17 protein-coding genes, 1 rRNA gene and 1 pseudogene are annotated in these 16,073 nt (G+C 39.3%); 14 read left to right on the top strand and 5 right to left on the bottom strand.

From position 1 onward, the window contains the following. The 7 genes from recR to trpB all read left to right on the top strand — a co-directional run bounded on the left by recR (position 1) and on the right by trpB (position 6,266). On the top strand, positions 1 to 597 hold the full coding sequence (gene recR / locus BJN41_RS08210; protein ID WP_070154486.1) for a recombination mediator RecR: 597 nt from the start codon (positions 1 to 3) through the stop codon (positions 595 to 597). Between the two features lie 256 nt (positions 598 to 853). Then, on the top strand, positions 854 to 1,996 hold the full coding sequence (locus BJN41_RS08205; RefSeq protein WP_070154484.1) for a ribonuclease D: 1,143 nt from the start codon (positions 854 to 856) through the stop codon (positions 1,994 to 1,996). A gap of 167 nt (positions 1,997 to 2,163) precedes the next feature. Next, positions 2,164 to 2,472, top strand: a complete 309-nt coding sequence (locus BJN41_RS08200; protein ID WP_019837912.1) for a YcgL domain-containing protein — start codon at positions 2,164 to 2,166, stop codon at positions 2,470 to 2,472. A 21-nt stretch (positions 2,473 to 2,493) separates the two neighbouring features. Then, on the top strand, positions 2,494 to 2,877 hold the full coding sequence (locus tag BJN41_RS08195) for a hypothetical protein (protein WP_019837911.1): 384 nt from the start codon (positions 2,494 to 2,496) through the stop codon (positions 2,875 to 2,877). A gap of 22 nt (positions 2,878 to 2,899) precedes the next feature. Next, on the top strand, positions 2,900 to 3,751 hold the full coding sequence (locus tag BJN41_RS08190; protein WP_019837910.1) for an AAA family ATPase: 852 nt from the start codon (positions 2,900 to 2,902) through the stop codon (positions 3,749 to 3,751). Between the two features lie 14 nt (positions 3,752 to 3,765). Next, positions 3,766 to 4,953 (top strand): vWA domain-containing protein, encoded by a 1,188-nt coding sequence (locus BJN41_RS08185; protein ID WP_070154482.1) that lies wholly within the window; start codon positions 3,766 to 3,768, stop codon positions 4,951 to 4,953. A gap of 104 nt (positions 4,954 to 5,057) precedes the next feature. Next, positions 5,058 to 6,266 carry a tryptophan synthase subunit beta gene (gene trpB / locus BJN41_RS08180; RefSeq protein WP_070154480.1) on the top strand — a complete coding sequence of 403 codons (1,209 nt, stop codon included), beginning with the start codon at positions 5,058 to 5,060 and terminating at the stop codon, positions 6,264 to 6,266. 92 nt (positions 6,267 to 6,358) lie between these two features. Here trpB and BJN41_RS08175 read toward each other — a convergent pair whose 3' ends face one another. The 3 genes from BJN41_RS08175 to BJN41_RS08165 all read right to left on the bottom strand — a co-directional run bounded on the left by BJN41_RS08175 (position 6,359) and on the right by BJN41_RS08165 (position 7,668). Continuing rightward, on the bottom strand, positions 6,359 to 6,793 hold the full coding sequence (locus BJN41_RS08175) for a CBS domain-containing protein (RefSeq protein ID WP_070154478.1): 435 nt from the start codon (positions 6,791 to 6,793) through the stop codon (positions 6,359 to 6,361). Between the two features lie 116 nt (positions 6,794 to 6,909). Beyond that, positions 6,910 to 7,284, bottom strand: a complete 375-nt coding sequence (locus BJN41_RS08170) for a DUF2750 domain-containing protein (protein WP_070154476.1) — start codon at positions 7,282 to 7,284, stop codon at positions 6,910 to 6,912. 150 nt (positions 7,285 to 7,434) lie between these two features. Continuing rightward, positions 7,435 to 7,668 carry a hypothetical protein gene (locus tag BJN41_RS08165; RefSeq protein ID WP_070154473.1) on the bottom strand — a complete coding sequence of 78 codons (234 nt, stop codon included), beginning with the start codon at positions 7,666 to 7,668 and terminating at the stop codon, positions 7,435 to 7,437. A gap of 219 nt (positions 7,669 to 7,887) precedes the next feature. Between BJN41_RS08165 and BJN41_RS08160 the strand changes: the two genes are divergently transcribed. Further along, a complete protein-coding gene (locus BJN41_RS08160; protein ID WP_070154471.1) occupies positions 7,888 to 8,247 on the top strand; it encodes a hypothetical protein in 360 nt (119 codons plus the stop codon). A 125-nt stretch (positions 8,248 to 8,372) separates the two neighbouring features. Next, entirely contained in the window at positions 8,373 to 8,690 is a 318-nt protein-coding gene (locus tag BJN41_RS14790) for a hypothetical protein (protein WP_074964460.1), read from the top strand. On the opposite strand, the gene BJN41_RS08155 is transcribed toward BJN41_RS14790, so the two are convergent. Both BJN41_RS08155 and BJN41_RS08150 read right to left on the bottom strand, forming a co-directional pair. After that, entirely contained in the window at positions 8,587 to 10,227 is a 1,641-nt protein-coding gene (locus BJN41_RS08155; protein WP_070154469.1) for a M16 family metallopeptidase, read from the bottom strand. The two genes, BJN41_RS14790 and BJN41_RS08155, sit on opposite strands and share 104 nt — an antisense overlap. A gap of 12 nt (positions 10,228 to 10,239) precedes the next feature. Continuing rightward, entirely contained in the window at positions 10,240 to 11,589 is a 1,350-nt protein-coding gene (locus BJN41_RS08150; RefSeq protein WP_034607431.1) for a M16 family metallopeptidase, read from the bottom strand. Between the two features lie 171 nt (positions 11,590 to 11,760). On the opposite strand from BJN41_RS08150, the gene ftsY reads away from it, so the two are divergent. The 5 genes and pseudogenes from ftsY to BJN41_RS08125 all read left to right on the top strand — a co-directional run. After that, positions 11,761 to 12,867, top strand: coding sequence for a signal recognition particle-docking protein FtsY (ftsY, locus tag BJN41_RS08145; RefSeq protein ID WP_019837903.1), 1,107 nt, complete (start codon positions 11,761 to 11,763; stop codon positions 12,865 to 12,867). A 166-nt stretch (positions 12,868 to 13,033) separates the two neighbouring features. After that, positions 13,034 to 13,709: pseudogene (locus tag BJN41_RS08140) on the top strand (hypothetical protein). 262 nt (positions 13,710 to 13,971) lie between these two features. Continuing rightward, complete coding sequence (locus BJN41_RS08135) at positions 13,972 to 14,565, top strand: nitroreductase family protein (protein ID WP_070154467.1); 594 nt, start codon at positions 13,972 to 13,974, stop codon at positions 14,563 to 14,565. A 206-nt stretch (positions 14,566 to 14,771) separates the two neighbouring features. Next, positions 14,772 to 15,437 (top strand): DUF2057 domain-containing protein, encoded by a 666-nt coding sequence (locus tag BJN41_RS08130; protein WP_070154465.1) that lies wholly within the window; start codon positions 14,772 to 14,774, stop codon positions 15,435 to 15,437. Positions 15,438 to 15,884: 447 nt separating this feature from the next. Next, positions 15,885 to 16,073: ribosomal RNA gene (locus BJN41_RS08125) — 16S ribosomal RNA — on the top strand; the annotation flags it as partial.

Genomic DNA, 16,073 nt, shown 5'->3' with positions numbered 1-16,073 from the left:
ATGTTTAGTGATCGTTTTGATCAACTGGTACAAGCGCTACGCATTTTGCCAAGTGTTGGGCCAAAATCGGCTCAACGCATGGCATTGCACCTGATCATGAAAAATAGAGAGGGTGCAGTMGGTTTGGCTCACGCTTTGAACGAAGCCACGAGTTATATTCACGAATGTTCAATTTGTCATTCATTAACCGAAGATGAAGTTTGCAATATTTGCGCCTCACATGACCGTGATCCACACTTGCTTTGCGTGGTAGAATCTCCAGCCGATGTCATGGCAATTGAGCAAAGTGGAAGTTTCCGTGGTAAATACCATGTTTTAGGTGGGCACTTATCACCTTTAGATGGCATTGGGCCTGATGAAATTGGTATTCCGTATTTGGTTCAGCGTTTAAGCGATGGCAACATTACTGAAGTCATTTTGGCGACTAATGCCACTGTAGAAGGTCAGGCGACAGCACACTATTTGGTCGAAGCGACCAAACATTTGCCTGTACAGATGACTCGTATTGCACAAGGTGTGCCTCAAGGGGGCGAACTTGAATATGTCGATAGTCATACTTTAAGTCAGGCGGTGCATAATCGGATGCGAATGAAATAAGCATTTAGGTGCTTATTTCCTATGATTTATGTGAGCATTATGTTGATGGCCATCTAATCAATCATTCATAGAAATTAAGACCTGCATTCAAAGGCGAAAAAATCAAATTAAGATAAAAAACGATAAAAATTTAACTTTTAATGGTATCGACATCCCAAATAAGATAAACAATGAAAATACTGGACATATTTTTATAGCTAAATACTATTTAATGTTTAAAATGAAGCCCTAGCGAATCCTGTTTTACCTGCTCACTATGTTCCAATTTATTCATCAACAAAAAGACTTTGAAAATGTCTTGGCATTAATGAGCCAAAACAGCATTTATGGTTTAGACACCGAATTTATTAAGGTTGATACTTTATGGCCGAAATTAGGCGTATTCCAGATTAATATTAATGATCAGGTTTATTTATTAGATGGGGCTGCTTTAAATTTAAGTGCATTTTGGGAAAAATTGTTTCAGGCGCAGCAAAATATTTTTCATGCCTGCGGCGAAGATATTGATTTAATTTATCATTATGCGCAGAAAAAAAACTTGAATAACGTGTTTGATACCCAAGTAGGGATGTCATTTTTAGGGCATGGTTTACAAGTCAGCTATCAAAATGCTTTAAAAACCATGCTCAATGTCGATATTGATAAAGGGCAAACCCGCTCAGACTGGCTTGCACGTCCGTTGTCCGATGAGCAGTTAAATTATGCTGCCAATGACGTGCTGTATTTAATGCAATTGGCAGATAAGGTACAAACAGACTTAAAACAACATTATTTACTGGATTTTGCACATGAAGATTGCCGCAATTTAACTCAGGAAATTGGTGAAGAAACACCTTTAGAGTTGTTGTATCAGGATGTGGGCAACTATCGTCATTCACGCCGTCAACTCATGCAATTACAACAGTTATCTGTTTGGCGTGAGCAAATGGTGAAAGCCTTAAACCAACCACGAAGTTTTATTTTGCGCAATTCAACCATGTTGGATTTAGTCGAAAAAAATCCTAAAAATAAGTTCCAGCTCAGCAACATTAAAGATTTACGCCCGCATATTGTGCGTGAACATGGCAAAACCATTTTAGATTTAATTAAATATCTGCCTGATCAATCACAATGGCCATTGCGTATGGCGCGCCCAATTCGCCATTCTTCAAAAGAAGTGGGTGAAAATGTAGAACAGGTCATTCAGCGTGCAGTACAGGAAACTCAAATTCCAAAAGAAGTTTTATTGCGAAAAAAATGGCTGAATGCACTTTATCAACATGTGGTTTTTCATAACGATGAGCAAGATTTACCCAACTATTTGTTAGGTTGGCGATATGAATTATTAACCCGTCCTTTAATTGAAGTTTTGCATGCCGATCAGTCTTATTTGTCTGGTCAGATGAGAGTTGCTGAATAACCCAGACTGATCTTCGTTTAAATACAGCAGTTTTTACATCAAAATGGATGAATTTTCACGTCATTCTTTGTTTGAGAATAAACATAGACCAATGCGTTAATAATGGTTAATGTATCTCGGTTTTTTTTGTTGTATCCTTTGCCTGAGTTTTTAGAGTTTTGTTGTTTATGCACTGTTCAATTTATAAGTCGAGCAAAAAAGATGAGATGTATTTATACATCGCCCGTCCTGAGCAAACTGAAGATCAAGCAGAAGCGTTTGACCCGCTTGAAGTATTACCTGAGCCAATGCGAGTTGCATTTGGTCGTGCGACATTTGTAATGGATTTGGAATTATCTGAAAGCCGCAAGTTGGCACGTGTGAATGTTTTGCACGTTATAGATTCTATTCAAACACGTGGTTTCTTTATTCAAGTACCGCCAGAAGGTTTAATTAATCCAAACGCTGTGGAACCAGAAGGCTTACGCGGTGCATAACCTTTGTTCAGGAGTTGAGAAATGAATAGCGTGATGACTGGATTGGATTCAATTCCTGAAACTGCAATTGCTGTTTCTATTTACTTATTGGGAAGTGCCATTATTTTGTGGTGTTGGTATCAAATTGCCAAACGCTTGCCAAACCCATTAGGTGGTATCACTTGGATTGTGCTGTTTGCAATTTTACTTACCCCCACAGTATCTGAAGGCAGCAATGCAGCACTTGCCCCAGCCATCTTTGGACTTCTTTTTGGTGTTTTAACCAAAGAAATGCCATTGGTTTGGTCTAATTTATCTGCCATTTTATTTGTGATCGGTCTTGGCTTGTTGGTCGGCTATTTCTGGTCAAGATACCGTCTTAAACAAACCACTTATACAGCCAACAAAAACACCTCACCACTGTAACTAAAACAATTAAGGTAAAATCATGTCTGTTGATACGCAACAATTTTCAGGTACAGATCAGTACATTGCGACTGATAGTTTAAAACTTGCGGTGAAAGCCGCACGTGCTTTGCAAAAACCACTTTTGGTGAAAGGTGAGCCAGGTACAGGTAAAACCTTATTGGCTGAGCAGGTGGCTCAAAGTTTGGGTTTAAAGTTGATTACATGGCACATTAAATCGACCACCAAAGCGCAGCAAGGTTTATATGAATATGATGCAGTGTCGCGTTTGCGTGACAGCCAACTGGGCGATGACCGTGTGTATGACGTTAAAAACTATATTAAACCTGGAAAATTGTGGGAAGCATTTACTAGCACAGAACGCTGTGTGTTGTTGATTGATGAAATTGACAAGGCAGATATTGAATTCCCAAATGACCTGTTGCATGAACTTGATAAAATGTCGTTTTATGTTTATGAAACAGGCGAAACCATTACCGCAACACAACGTCCAATCGTGATCATCACTTCTAATAATGAAAAAGAACTGCCAGACGCTTTTTTACGTCGCTGTTTCTTCCATTATATTGATTTCCCAGATGAAGCGACCATGCGCGATATTATCGATGTGCATTTCCCGAATATTTCAAGCAGCTTGGTTTCAGAAGCTTTACAAGTTTTCTTTAAATTACGCCAAGTTCCCGGCTTAAAAAAACCACCATCTACGTCTGAACTCATTGATTGGTTAAGCCTATTGATGGCAGATGACATGCCTGAAGATATTTTGCGTCATAGTGATAAAAGCAAAGCCATTCCGCCTTTATACGGCGCATTAATCAAAAATGAACAAGATGTGCAATTGCTTGAGCGTTTAGCCTTTATGTCGCGCCGTTAAGGGAGGACAACGCCATGTTTGTGCGCTTGTTTTATACCTTGCGACGCTACGGTGTACCTGTCACCACACGTGAATTGATCGACTTAAATCAGGCAGTGGCATCGGGTTTGGTTTTTGCAGACCAAGATGAATTCTATCAACTTGTTAAAACTGTCATGGTTAAAGATGAGCGTTTTTTTGACAAGTTTGACCGTGCCATGAAAGACTATTTTGATGGCATTTCTACTTTCGATCTAGATGATTTGCTGAACCAAGTTCATCAATTACCCAAAGACTGGTTTGATTTAGAGTTGCTTGAAAAGCATCTTACGCCAGAGCAGCGTGAAGAACTGAAAAAAGCAGGATCATTAGAAGAACTGATGAAAATGCTAGAAGAGCGCTTGCGTGAACAGCATAAAAAGCATCAGGGTGGCAACCGTATGATTGGTACGGGTGGCACATCACCTTTTGGGGCTTATGGTGATCATCCAGAAGGTGTGCGTATTGGTGGGCCAGGACGTAAGCGTTCTGCAGTTAAAGTCTGGGAGCAGCGTCAATACCGCAATTTGGATGATGAGCAGATTTTAGGTACACGGCAAATGCAATTGGCTTTGCGCCGTTTACGCAAGTTTGCCCGTCAAGGTGCAGCGGAAGAGCTAGATATAGATGGCACCATCCGTGAAACAGCAAAGCAGGGCATTTTAGATGTGCAACTGGTTCCCGAACGCCGCAATCGTGTCAAAGTATTGATGCTATTTGATGTAGGCGGCTCTATGGATGCTCACATTGCCCAATGTGAAAAACTGTTTAGCGCAGCTAAAACTGAATTTAAAACCCTCGAATATTTTTATTTCCATAACTGCTTATATGACTATGTTTGGAAAGACAATTTGCGTCGTAGCAGTACCCGTATGAACACGTGGGATTTATTTAATACCTATGGACGCGACTATCGGGTAATTGTGGTTGGTGATGCGAGTATGGCACCTTATGAGCTAAATTCGATTGGTGGTTCGGTGGAATATATGAATGATGAAGCGGGGCAAGTTTGGCTACAACGTCTGCGTCAGCATTTTGAAAAAACCGCATGGCTGAATCCTGAACAGGAAGGCTATTGGCATTACACACATACTATTGGTTTAATTCGACAAATTTTTGAAAATCATATGTATCCAATGACTTTAAAAGGCATTGAAGATATGACGAAATATTTGGCGCGATAAGCGCCATTTTTTCCATTAATTTTTTATCAATATCAGTTATTGCATGCATATTGATGAAATACTAATACGATAAGCAACGTGAATTTCAATTTGAGGGGATCGAGATGGAACATCAAATCAATGGCATCGCATTACCGAATGAAGAAGGTTTTTTCGGACAATATGGCGGGCAGTTTATTCCACCGCATTTAAAAGCAGCCATGGATGAAATTAACCTTGCTTATGAAGAAATTCGTCATACAGCAGAATTTCAAAATGAATTAAAGGATTTATTTGCCAATTATGTAGGACGTCCGAGTCCTTTGTTTCATGCAAAACGTTTATCTGAGCAGTTGGGTGGTGCACAAATTTATTTAAAGCGTGAAGATTTAAATCATACGGGTGCACATAAAATCAATCACTGTATAGGTGAAGCATTGCTCGCCAAATATATGGGTAAAACCAAAGTGATTGCGGAAACAGGTGCGGGACAGCATGGTGTCGCGTTGGCAACGGCATGTGCGCTTGTGGGCATTCCGTGTGAAATTCACATGGGACAGGTCGATATTGAAAAAGAACATCCAAATGTTGTGAAAATGAAAATTTTAGGTGCTAAGCTGATATCCGTCACACGTGGCACAGCGACTTTAAAGGATGCCGTAGACAGCGCATTTGAAGAATATTTAAAAGACCCGAAAAATTACATTTATGCAATTGGTTCGGTGGTTGGTCCACATCCATTTCCAAAAATGGTACGTGATTTCCAAGCAATTATTGGCGATGAAATTAAAATGCAAAGCCAAGAACGCTTTGGGGTAAATCCAGATTATATCGTGGCATGTGTGGGTGGTGGTTCAAACGCAGTGGGTGCATTTACTGCCTTCTTAAATGATCCTGAAGTTAAGCTTGTGGGTATAGAACCTGCAGGACATGGTTTAGATACAGATCAACACTCTGCAACCTTAACTTTGGGTAAACCTGGTCAGTTACACGGCATGGCGTGTTATGTGCTTGAAGATGAGCAGGGTGAGCCATTGCCAGTCCATTCAATTGCTTCGGGTTTGGATTATCCAGGTGTGGGGCCTCAACATAGCTTTTTAAAAGATATTGGTCGCGTGGAATATTCAACAGCAACAGACCAAGAGTGTTTAGATGCCTTTATGACCTTGTCACGCGTAGAGGGGATTGTACCTGCTTTGGAAAGCTCACATGCGGTGGCTTGGGCCTTGCGTGAAGCACCAAAAATGGCAAGAGACTTGAAAATTGTGGTCAATCTTTCAGGTCGTGGTGATAAAGATGCTGACTATGTAGCAGAAAAATTAGGTTTGAACTAATTTTACTGAATATGAAAAAACGCCTAAATGTGTAAGTTTAGGCGTTTTTTATTTATCTTTATTTATATTTTGCAGGTTGAAAAAACAGTTACTTAGCTTGCAATATATTGTTGTAATTGCTCGATCAGTTTGCGTTGATCATCCATAGTCGCTTTCACTAAATCACCAATCGACACCAAACCTACCAGCTGTTCATCTTCAAGTACAGGCAAGTGACGTAAATGATGGTCAGTAATTAAGTTCAAGCATTCTTTAACACTGGTGTTTTTGGTTACGGTCAGTACTTTAGCAGTCATAATTTCACTGACTGTCGTGCTTTTAGAGGTTCGTTCCATCAAAATAACTTTACGGGTGTAGTCACGCTCAGACAGAATACCAACCACATGATTGTTTTGATCGGTAACCACCAACGCACCAATGCCTTTTTCAGCCATTAAACTAATAGCTTCTAAAACCGTTGCTTCTGGGCGAATTGTGTAAATTTCGTGATGTGCTTTATCTTGTAAAACGTGAATTACCTTGGTCATATTCTGTGTCCTGATTGTTGTTTATTGTTTGACTTTTAAAGTAACGTGAATTGTAAAAATTGCAAATACTTTAGCGTCAAGATTGTATTTTTACGTCAATTCTATTCTGGTTCTATTTATGCAATATTTAACGCAGGTTCATTAAAAAAGAAATGCTTCATTTGTGAAGTGGTCAGTTTAATTTTTTGACTTGATGAACCATACAAGGTTGGTATGACATTTAAACGAGTGAGCGTTGGTAGCAAAGAAGTCTCGAAATCCTGCGCGGAAATTTTACGAGGACTGTATTGTGGCCAGTGTTTTGCCGCATATTTATGCGCCTGTACTGCATTTAACCAAAAAGGGAAAATATAATCATCGTGATCTGAACTCATTGCCCACCCTTGATGATATAAACCCCAAAGTACACCGCAGTACATCATTGATTTTAATAGTGTAACTTTAAGCAGGAAATCCCTTGGTAAAGGGTGGAGTTGGTTAATCTGATTCATAATCAAGCAAGGTTGTAAAATTTGGCTATATTGTAAAAAGAATAGATGAATATACCGTTTAAGCTTTGCTTAAAATCGTAAATAAATATGTATTTATGGTTTAAATATCTAAATTAAGGGTCAAAAAAACGCCACCTAAGTGACGTTTTATTATGCTTGCATGATGGCCATGTTTTGCCAGTATTGCGCTTTCAATGAATCACGTTCAACACGGAAACCTTGATAATACAGTTCTGCCAAGAACATTGCTGCTTTACCATGTCCTGCACGTGCAGCTTCTTCGAGTTGTTTTACCGCATCTTGGAAGTTCATTTGTGAATGAATTGTGTTTACTGCATTTGCATAAACATGCTCTAAGTCATGGTGAGAGATCGTTTGAATCATATTAAACTCCTTATTGTAATTATGATTACTAATTTAAGCCTACCTTTTAGGCTTCATACAAATTTAATGCTTTATTGTTAAACTAATATTACAATTTGATTGAATTGTCAAATAATTATCGGGGTTAATGAGCATATTTCAAGTTTACATGATTAAACATTGAACAAGTTTAATTTTGATTAAACTAAAGCTCTAAGCATGATAAAAAAGGAGAATAACATGACAAGATTCGTAGACGGATGTGCTTTTGATGTACCTCCATTGACTTCTCAAATTATTGAGTTGGCACATCATCACCGAAAAAAACTAGATGAGGCAATTTTACGTCGAGATGTTCATTTAGGTGAATACTGCTTGGCGCAACGTAAACGTGTGGCTGATTTTGCAAAGACTTTAGAGCGAAGCGATCGTATAGAATTTTACCGTAATTATGATGGTGAATTACTCCGTATCGCAGATGAAGACGAACTGCATCCTGCCGAAGCAGAGGGCGGTGTCAGTATATTTGCTATTTTTTTGGTGCTTGCAGTCATTGCATTGGTTTTATACTTTGCCGTAATTCGTGGCACCATTGGCTAAAGCTGAATGCTTTGTAGAATTTGTAAAAAAGCTCAATTTTTACCGTGACGATACAGTAAAAATTGAGCTGTTTAACTTGTACAACTCACAAGGGCATCCTACACTAAGGCGATTAGAGGTAGGTCATGCACAACGCAATTCAAAAAACGATTCAATTTATTTCTCAACTGAAACTCGAGCAAATTTATAATATTGTTGTGTTGAGTATCATTTTTATTATTTTAACTTTAGCAAGTGTTGCGCTTTATCGCCCAGTTGGGGTGCAACAATTTCAAAATGTTGAGCGTTTGTCGCAACAATCTATGTATGCTAATACCCAAGACATGGCAGTGCGTTTACTCAATCAACGTCCAATTCGTTATGTGTATTATTTAAAATTGATGCAGGCACATCAGATGGAACAAGATCGGGCTCAACAACTTCCTGCCTTGGTGCAAGAGTAATTTTATCTATTGGCGTCGTTTTCATATTGCGCAGTGTCGGTGTTAAAGATATTGGCGCAAGTAAATTATCCTGTAGCATTTTTTCCAATGCCGCTTTATCTAAATGTTCGCTCACAATCACCAAAGTTAAACGATCAGGCTGTAAATGTTTGCGAATCGCACGTTGCACATCTTCAGCGGTAATTTTTTCCACTCGTTCTGCATAATCACTTAAATAATTTACAGGAAGTCGATAAAAACCGATGTGTCCAAGCTGGGCATTAATACTGGCATTGCTGCTGTATTGATTCGGAAAAGCACGAATTAAACCTGCTTTGGTTTCTTTTAATTGCTCCAAATTGATGGGTTGTTGTACAAATTGAATCAAGCTTTGGTGAGCGACTTGAATACTATCAAGTAACTGATCTTGGCGCGTAGAATAGCCTAAGCTAAATAAACCCGCTGCTTGGGTAAAACGAAACGAACTGCTGACGCCGTAAGTGTAGCCACGTTTTACTCGTAATTCTTTCATCAAAATAGAATTGAAACTGCTGCCACCCAGTATTTTATTGGCAATTTCCAAAGCCAAATAATCAGGATCATCGCGTGTGGTCGCAAGTTGCGCAATACTCACATGCGCTTGTTGTGAGCGATAAGGAATATGCTGGATGTTGAACCGTGTTGCAGGTGTAGGCCGTGGCAAAGCTGTTGCTGCAGTACCTTGGACAATATGTGTGCTTATAGTGTTGGCAAGTTTTTCTGCTTCTTTTAAGGTTAATTTGCCTGTAATGGCAATATTCATATTTTGCGCGACCAGAAACTGATCTCTAAATTGTTGTAAGTGCGTTGGTTGAATCCGTTTGATACTGCCATTGGTGCCTGTAATGGGTTCTGCATAGGCATGTTGTCCGTAAATTGCGCGATATAAGCGAATATTCATTAAACGGCTTGGATTTTCTTGCAGTTGTTTTTGTCCGATTTGTGTATTGCTTTGCATCCGCTGGATATTGGAGCGCTCAAAAGTCGAGTTTTTTAGTATTTCCAACATCATTTTGACGGCAGTTTGCATTTTCTGCGGATCAGAGAGTGTTCTTAGCCGTACCACAAACATATCGCGGTACGCCGTGGCACTAAAACGTGCGCCTGTGGTTTCAAAGGCTGCGGCAATTTCCTCTGCCTTATAACGCTTGGTGCCTTCATCCATCAGTTGAGCTGCCATATTGGCAATGCCAAATAAACCTTTTTCAATTTCTGCATCGCGGGCAGAACCTGCATTAAAAGTCAGTTGGATATCAACCATTGGCAAAGCAGGATTTTCGACAAATAAAGTGCGTACGTTTCGATGATTTTTTAATTCATGCACCTGTGGAGCGCGAACATCACCCAATTCATTTACAGCATTTAAACTGTGCAGTAAGTTCAGAGATTGCAAAGGCGTGCTTACGTCTGTTTCAGCAAAATCATGCGCTGCTGTAGTGGCAGTTTCCATCGCAAAGCTAGCAGAACATAGACCAAAACTCGTGCTTAAAATAAGCGTGTAAAATAAATGCTTTTTCATGGAAGTCACAGTTTAAGGTGTTGCGCTTTGAGGCAATAAATACAAGGTGCTGAGTCTGTCTTTATTAAAGTAATTTTGCGCAACGCGTTGAAGCTCTTGAGCAGTAATGGCTTGGAAGTGTTGTGGTAAAACATCAATTAAACGGTGACTAAATCCATTGACTTCTAAGTTGCCAATGGTTCGGGCTTGTCCAGCCAAATCATCCTGACTATAAATCCAATTGGCCACAAACTGGGTCACCACGCGCTCAATTTCACTTGCATTGACCAAATCCTGTTTCAGCGTATCTACTTCGTTTTGAATCGCGGCCTGCGCTTCGCTTAACGTTACACCTGCTGCAGGCAATGCCGAAATACTAAACAAACTGTCCCCACGTTGATACGGATCATAACTGACACTGATGGAGCTAAGTATCTTATTATTTCTGACCAAGCGCTGTTCTAAACGTGAAGTAATTCCACTGTCTAATAGTTGTTTGATGATGGTGAGCGCAAAGGCATCTTGAGGATTTTTGGCTGTTGCTAGTGAGCCGACATTCCAAGCCATATATAAATTAGGAACTTGTATAGCCGCAGACAATTCCATGTGCCGATAACCTAATTGTTCAAACTCCAACACATCATTACGTGGTGGCGTAGGTGCTTTCGGAATATCTCCAAAATACTTTTGGACTTGCAACAATGCGGTTTGATGATCTACATCGCCCACAATCACTAAAATAGCATTATTGGGGCGATACCATTTTTTGTACCACGCCTGTACATCTTGTAGCTGAATGCTTTGCAAGTTTTTCATGTGACCAATAATGGGTTGGCGATAATGACTGGTTGGGTAGGCAATCCATTTAAAGCGTTCAAAAGCCAAAGCCCGTGGATTATCATCGGTACGTTGCCGCCGTTCTTCCATAACCACCTTAATTTCAGGCTCAAAATCTTGTTGGCGAAGCAACAAATTACTCATTCTGTCGGCTTCCAACTCTAAAGCCAGTGGGAAATAAGTTTTGGGATAAAGCTGATAATAATTGGTGTAATTAGTAAAGGTTGCTGCATTGACAGTGCCACCATAAATACGACTTAAACGGGTAAATTCATCATTCGGTACTTTGGCTGTACCTTTGAACATCATGTGTTCAAGTACGTGCGAAATACCCAGTGTATTTCCCGACTCATCGCTACTGCCTACTTTGTACCAAATTTGTGTCATCACCATAGGAGAACGATGGTCTTCACGAATAATGACTTTTAAACCATTGTTGAGTGTGGTTTCAAAAGTGTTATTCGCAGTTAAAACTTCTGCATGGCAAATTGAAGCTGTTAAACCTAAAACCAACGCACAAACAGACTTCATCGAAAATTGGAACATAAGCAAGTGGAGATCAATCGTTATCGGCTTATCTTTCAAAAATTAAAGCGGAAAGGCAAGGATTGCTTTAGGTATTTTTTGTATGCAGCTATGTGATTGGAATACGAGGTAAAAGCAATTGGTTTATGTTAGAATCCGATTTTTTAACGCAATGCTTTTCAAGGATTCGGCATGCAACAGCAATCTAATGGGCAAAATAAATTTTTGATTGATGCTGATATCGGAGATGATGATGTCACATTACCGAATTTACCAGCGGTAAATGTTCCGATTGTTGAAACAACACCTCTACAACAAGCAGCAACGTCTGAACCTGCTGCAGAAACATCATCAGACACGGAAGCACCTGCGAAAGGTGGTTTCTTTAGTCGCATGAAAGAAGGGTTAACCAAAACCCGTAAAAACTTTGCCGATGGCATGGTGAATATTCTGATTGGCGGTAAAGAAATTGATGATGAATTATTAGAAGAAGTCGAAGAACAATTGTTGGTTGCAGATATTGGTGTAGATGCAACCAAAACCATTATTGCCAATTTGACCGAGCGTACTGCGCGTGGTGACTTAATTTATTCGCATTCTTTATACAAGGCTTTGCAAGAAGAATTGGTGGCTTTGCTCGCACCACGGGTAAAACCTTTACATATTGATGCCAATAAAACCCCTTATGTGATTTTAGTCGTGGGTGTGAATGGTGTAGGTAAAACTACAACCATTGGTAAGTTAGCAAAACGCTTACAGGGTGAAGGTAAAAAAGTCATGTTGGCCGCAGGGGATACTTTCCGTGCCGCAGCGACTGAACAATTGCAAATCTGGGGTGAGCGTAACGACGTTGCCGTTGTTGCACAAGGTCACGGTGCAGACAGTGCTTCTGTTATTTTCGATGCTTTTGAAAGTGCGCGTGCCAAAGGCATTGATGTGTTAATTGCAGATACAGCAGGGCGTTTGCATAACAAAAGCAACCTGATGCAAGAATTGACTAAAGTTAAGCGTGTAATGCAAAAAATTGATGCGACTGCACCGCATGAAGTAATGTTGGTGGTAGATGCAGGCACAGGTCAAAATGCCATTAATCAAGTTGAAATGTTTGATGAGGCTGTTGGCTTAACCGGTATCACCATTACCAAATTAGATGGTACTGCAAAAGGTGGCGTGTTATTTAACATTGCAAGCCGTACCCACGTGCCAATTCGCTTTATCGGTGTGGGTGAAAAAATTGATGATTTACGTCCATTCTCGGCAAAGTCTTTTGTTGCGGCACTGTTTGAAACTGAGAAATAAGTTTTAAAGCTTAAAAATATAAAATGCTGTAAGTTTCATACAAACTCCGCAAAATGCGGAGTTTGTTGTTTTTAGCCGGTTTGAGTGTTGTATAAAGCAGCAGCTAAAAATACGAATGTGAATAAAAGCACATCCGTCTAGATAGAATAAGAAAAATATTAGATTGATTTTTTTGGGCAGTCAAAATGAGTATGTGCTTACAGCAGATATCACGAAAGACTTTAAGCTTAAGAAAAAGCTGAACCATGACGGTAATGAACTGACTTTCATCGATCAATTTAAAAAGTGCCGTAGTATTTATGCTTTAGGTAAACGCATCCATTTTAGCCAAACGTATAGGGCCGAGCTGATTCAGGAAGCTGTGCTTAGCTGACCATCGGCACATCATTCACAAAGTAGGTTTGTTTTCTGAATCACATAAAAAGTTTTGGAATTTAGTGCAGGACTTGCAACGCCAATTTGTACCCAAGCAGGTTTTAGCAGGTACTAAAATGAAAATTGAACAATGTGCAGCAGCTTTTGGCTCGGTATTGTTCTATGAAGATCAACAAGTTATTCGTCAATTGCAAAAGAAAATTCTATTTCATGCTGCAGAATTTCCAATTTGGTCGGAGCAAACTTCAGGCATGGCACAATTTGTGGTGTGGACAGCACTGGCAGATTCAGGTGTGGGTGCATCTTTACAACATTTTAATCAAAGCATAGACCACGCTGTGGCAGAGCATTTTGATATTCCAAATACATGGCTATTACGCTCACAACTTGTTTTTGGATCAATTGAAGAAGAAGCAACCGAGAGGTGTCATGCAAACTATCAAAATCAATTTAAACTTTATGCCTAAATGACAGCATTTGATTAAGATTGGTCAAATCAGCTTCTTATTATGCGCCACAAAGAGCCAACCGCAGTATATTATGTTGCAAAAGGCTGTATCTGTAGAATAGGTATATAGATGCAGTCACATACATTTGTCACTTTATAAAACTATAATCGTTCTATACATAAAACACACTGTCGTATTTTATGTAATGTTTATGCTGAATAAAAGACTTAATATCGCTGTAATAAACCAATTTCTACAAAATACTGCAGAGGAATCAAAAATGTCTTTTTTGAATCAATTAGAAAAACGTCGCTCAATCTATGCACTTGGTAAAAACGTTCCTGTAGATCAGGCAATTATTGAAAGCACCATTAAACAAGCGGTTCGTTTAAGCCCGTCTTCATTTAACTCGCAAACTTCACGTGTTGTGACTTTATACGGTGCTTCGCATACGCAATTCTGGAATATCGTTTTAGAAACTTTACGTAAAATAGTTCCTGCAGACGCATTTGAAAATACAGAAGCAAAAATTAACAGCTTTAGTGCAGGTTTTGGCACAGCATTATTTTTCGAAGATCAGGATGTTGTAAAAGGTCTACAAGAACAATTTCCCCTATATGCAGACAACTTCCCAGTATGGTCAGAGCATTCAACAGGGATTGCACAATTCGCAGTGTGGACAGCGTTATCTGAAATCAATGTGGGTGCATCATTACAGCACTACAACCCAATCGTAGATGAAGAAGTTGCTCAAACTTATGACATTCCAGCAAATTGGAAACTGCGTGCTCAATTGGTGTTTGGTTCAATTGAAGCACCTGCGGGTGAAAAAACATTTATGGATGATGCAGAACGTTTCAAAAGCTTTAACTAAGCTCTAGCAATACATACTGCACAGACTAAAAAGTAGGGTGATGATTCATCCTACTTTTTTTTGTTTCGAGGGAGGGGAGTGTTAATGATGTGTCTTAGCAACTTCCTTATTCATGTGAAAATGCCTGAAACCATTAGTTGTCATAAAACTGTCATTTATACATTGCATAGTGCAATCAAACTTTAATAAATGATACAGAGTGAAATATGGCATTTAAATTAGGCGTAGCAAGTATTGCATTGATAGCTTGTAGTTCAGCATTTTCAGCAGTAACCATTGCAGTACCAGAAGAAATTAAGTTACTCGCTGTAAATGATCAAGAAATTCGTTCAGGTTTATTCAGTTCTGCACAGCAAGTCAAAGTTAATGCGGGTGAAAATGTCATTAATTTGCGTTATCAACAATATTTTGAACATCATAATGGTGCGCACGATATTTTAAAATCGGGTGTTATTACGCTCAAAACTCCAATTCTTCAAGATGGTGAAAACTATCGACTTGCTTTGGTGAATCCACCTAAAGATTTCGATGCTGCAAAAGAATTTAAAGATCAACCTAGCGTTGGCTTATATAATCAAAAGAATCAATTGTTAGTACAACAAACAGGTGCCAAAGCAAGTTCAACTGGTTGGTTAAGCGGTAGCTTACGCAATAAAACAGTAGATGCAACTCAAAACACTACGGCTGTGAATCAGCCAGCAGCAGTTTATACCGCGGCAGCAGTATTCCCATCTGAGAAAACTACCCCAGCCACATTGCCTACACAAAAACAAGCACAGGGCAAAGAGCAACAATTGATTCAATTGTGGCAACAAGCCAGTAAAGCAGAGCGACAAAAGTTCATGTCATGGCTTGCAGAACAAGCCAATTAATATAGATTTGCAACCAGCTCAATTGAGCTGGTTGTTTTTTGTTATCGCTTTAAAAGGATTTATTTAAAAAACCAATCTAGTAACGTGCGAAAAAAAGAAAATTATAAGAAAAACGTGATAAAAATATAAAATACGCTTAAAACTTGGGCGGATGATACTTTTTTTGAAAAAAAACCTAAAAACATATTGCGTCTATTCGAAAACTGTATAGAATACGCAGCACACGAACGCAGTGTTGATTGAGTTGGTGCTGTTATTGACGAAATAACAGAAGATCATTAAGAGATTATGAAGAACAACTTGTGTGGATTTTTACTGATTGATTAATCGAAATTATTTTCATTGATTGATTGGTTTAAATTACTCGAAGTTTATTTGAGCGAAATTTAAGTCAGAAAATTGATGAGCCAAGTTTAAGAGTTTTACTTATAAAACTCGAAATGATTTTAACTGAAGAGTTTGATCATGGCTCAGATTGAACGCTGGCGGCAGGCTTAACACATGCAAGTCGAGCGGGCGAGGTTGCTTCGGTAACTGAGCTAGCGGCGGACGGGTGAGTAAAGCTTAGGAATCTGCCTATTAGTGGGGGACAACATTCCGAAAGGGATGCTAATACCGCATACGTCCTACGGGAGA

It is taken from the genome of Acinetobacter towneri, assembly GCF_001758345.1.
GTDB classification, from domain to species: Bacteria; Pseudomonadota; Gammaproteobacteria; order Pseudomonadales; family Moraxellaceae; genus Acinetobacter; species Acinetobacter towneri_A.
Note: the sequence above shows the minus strand (reverse complement) of the source record. Positions and strands in the feature narration are given on the sequence as shown.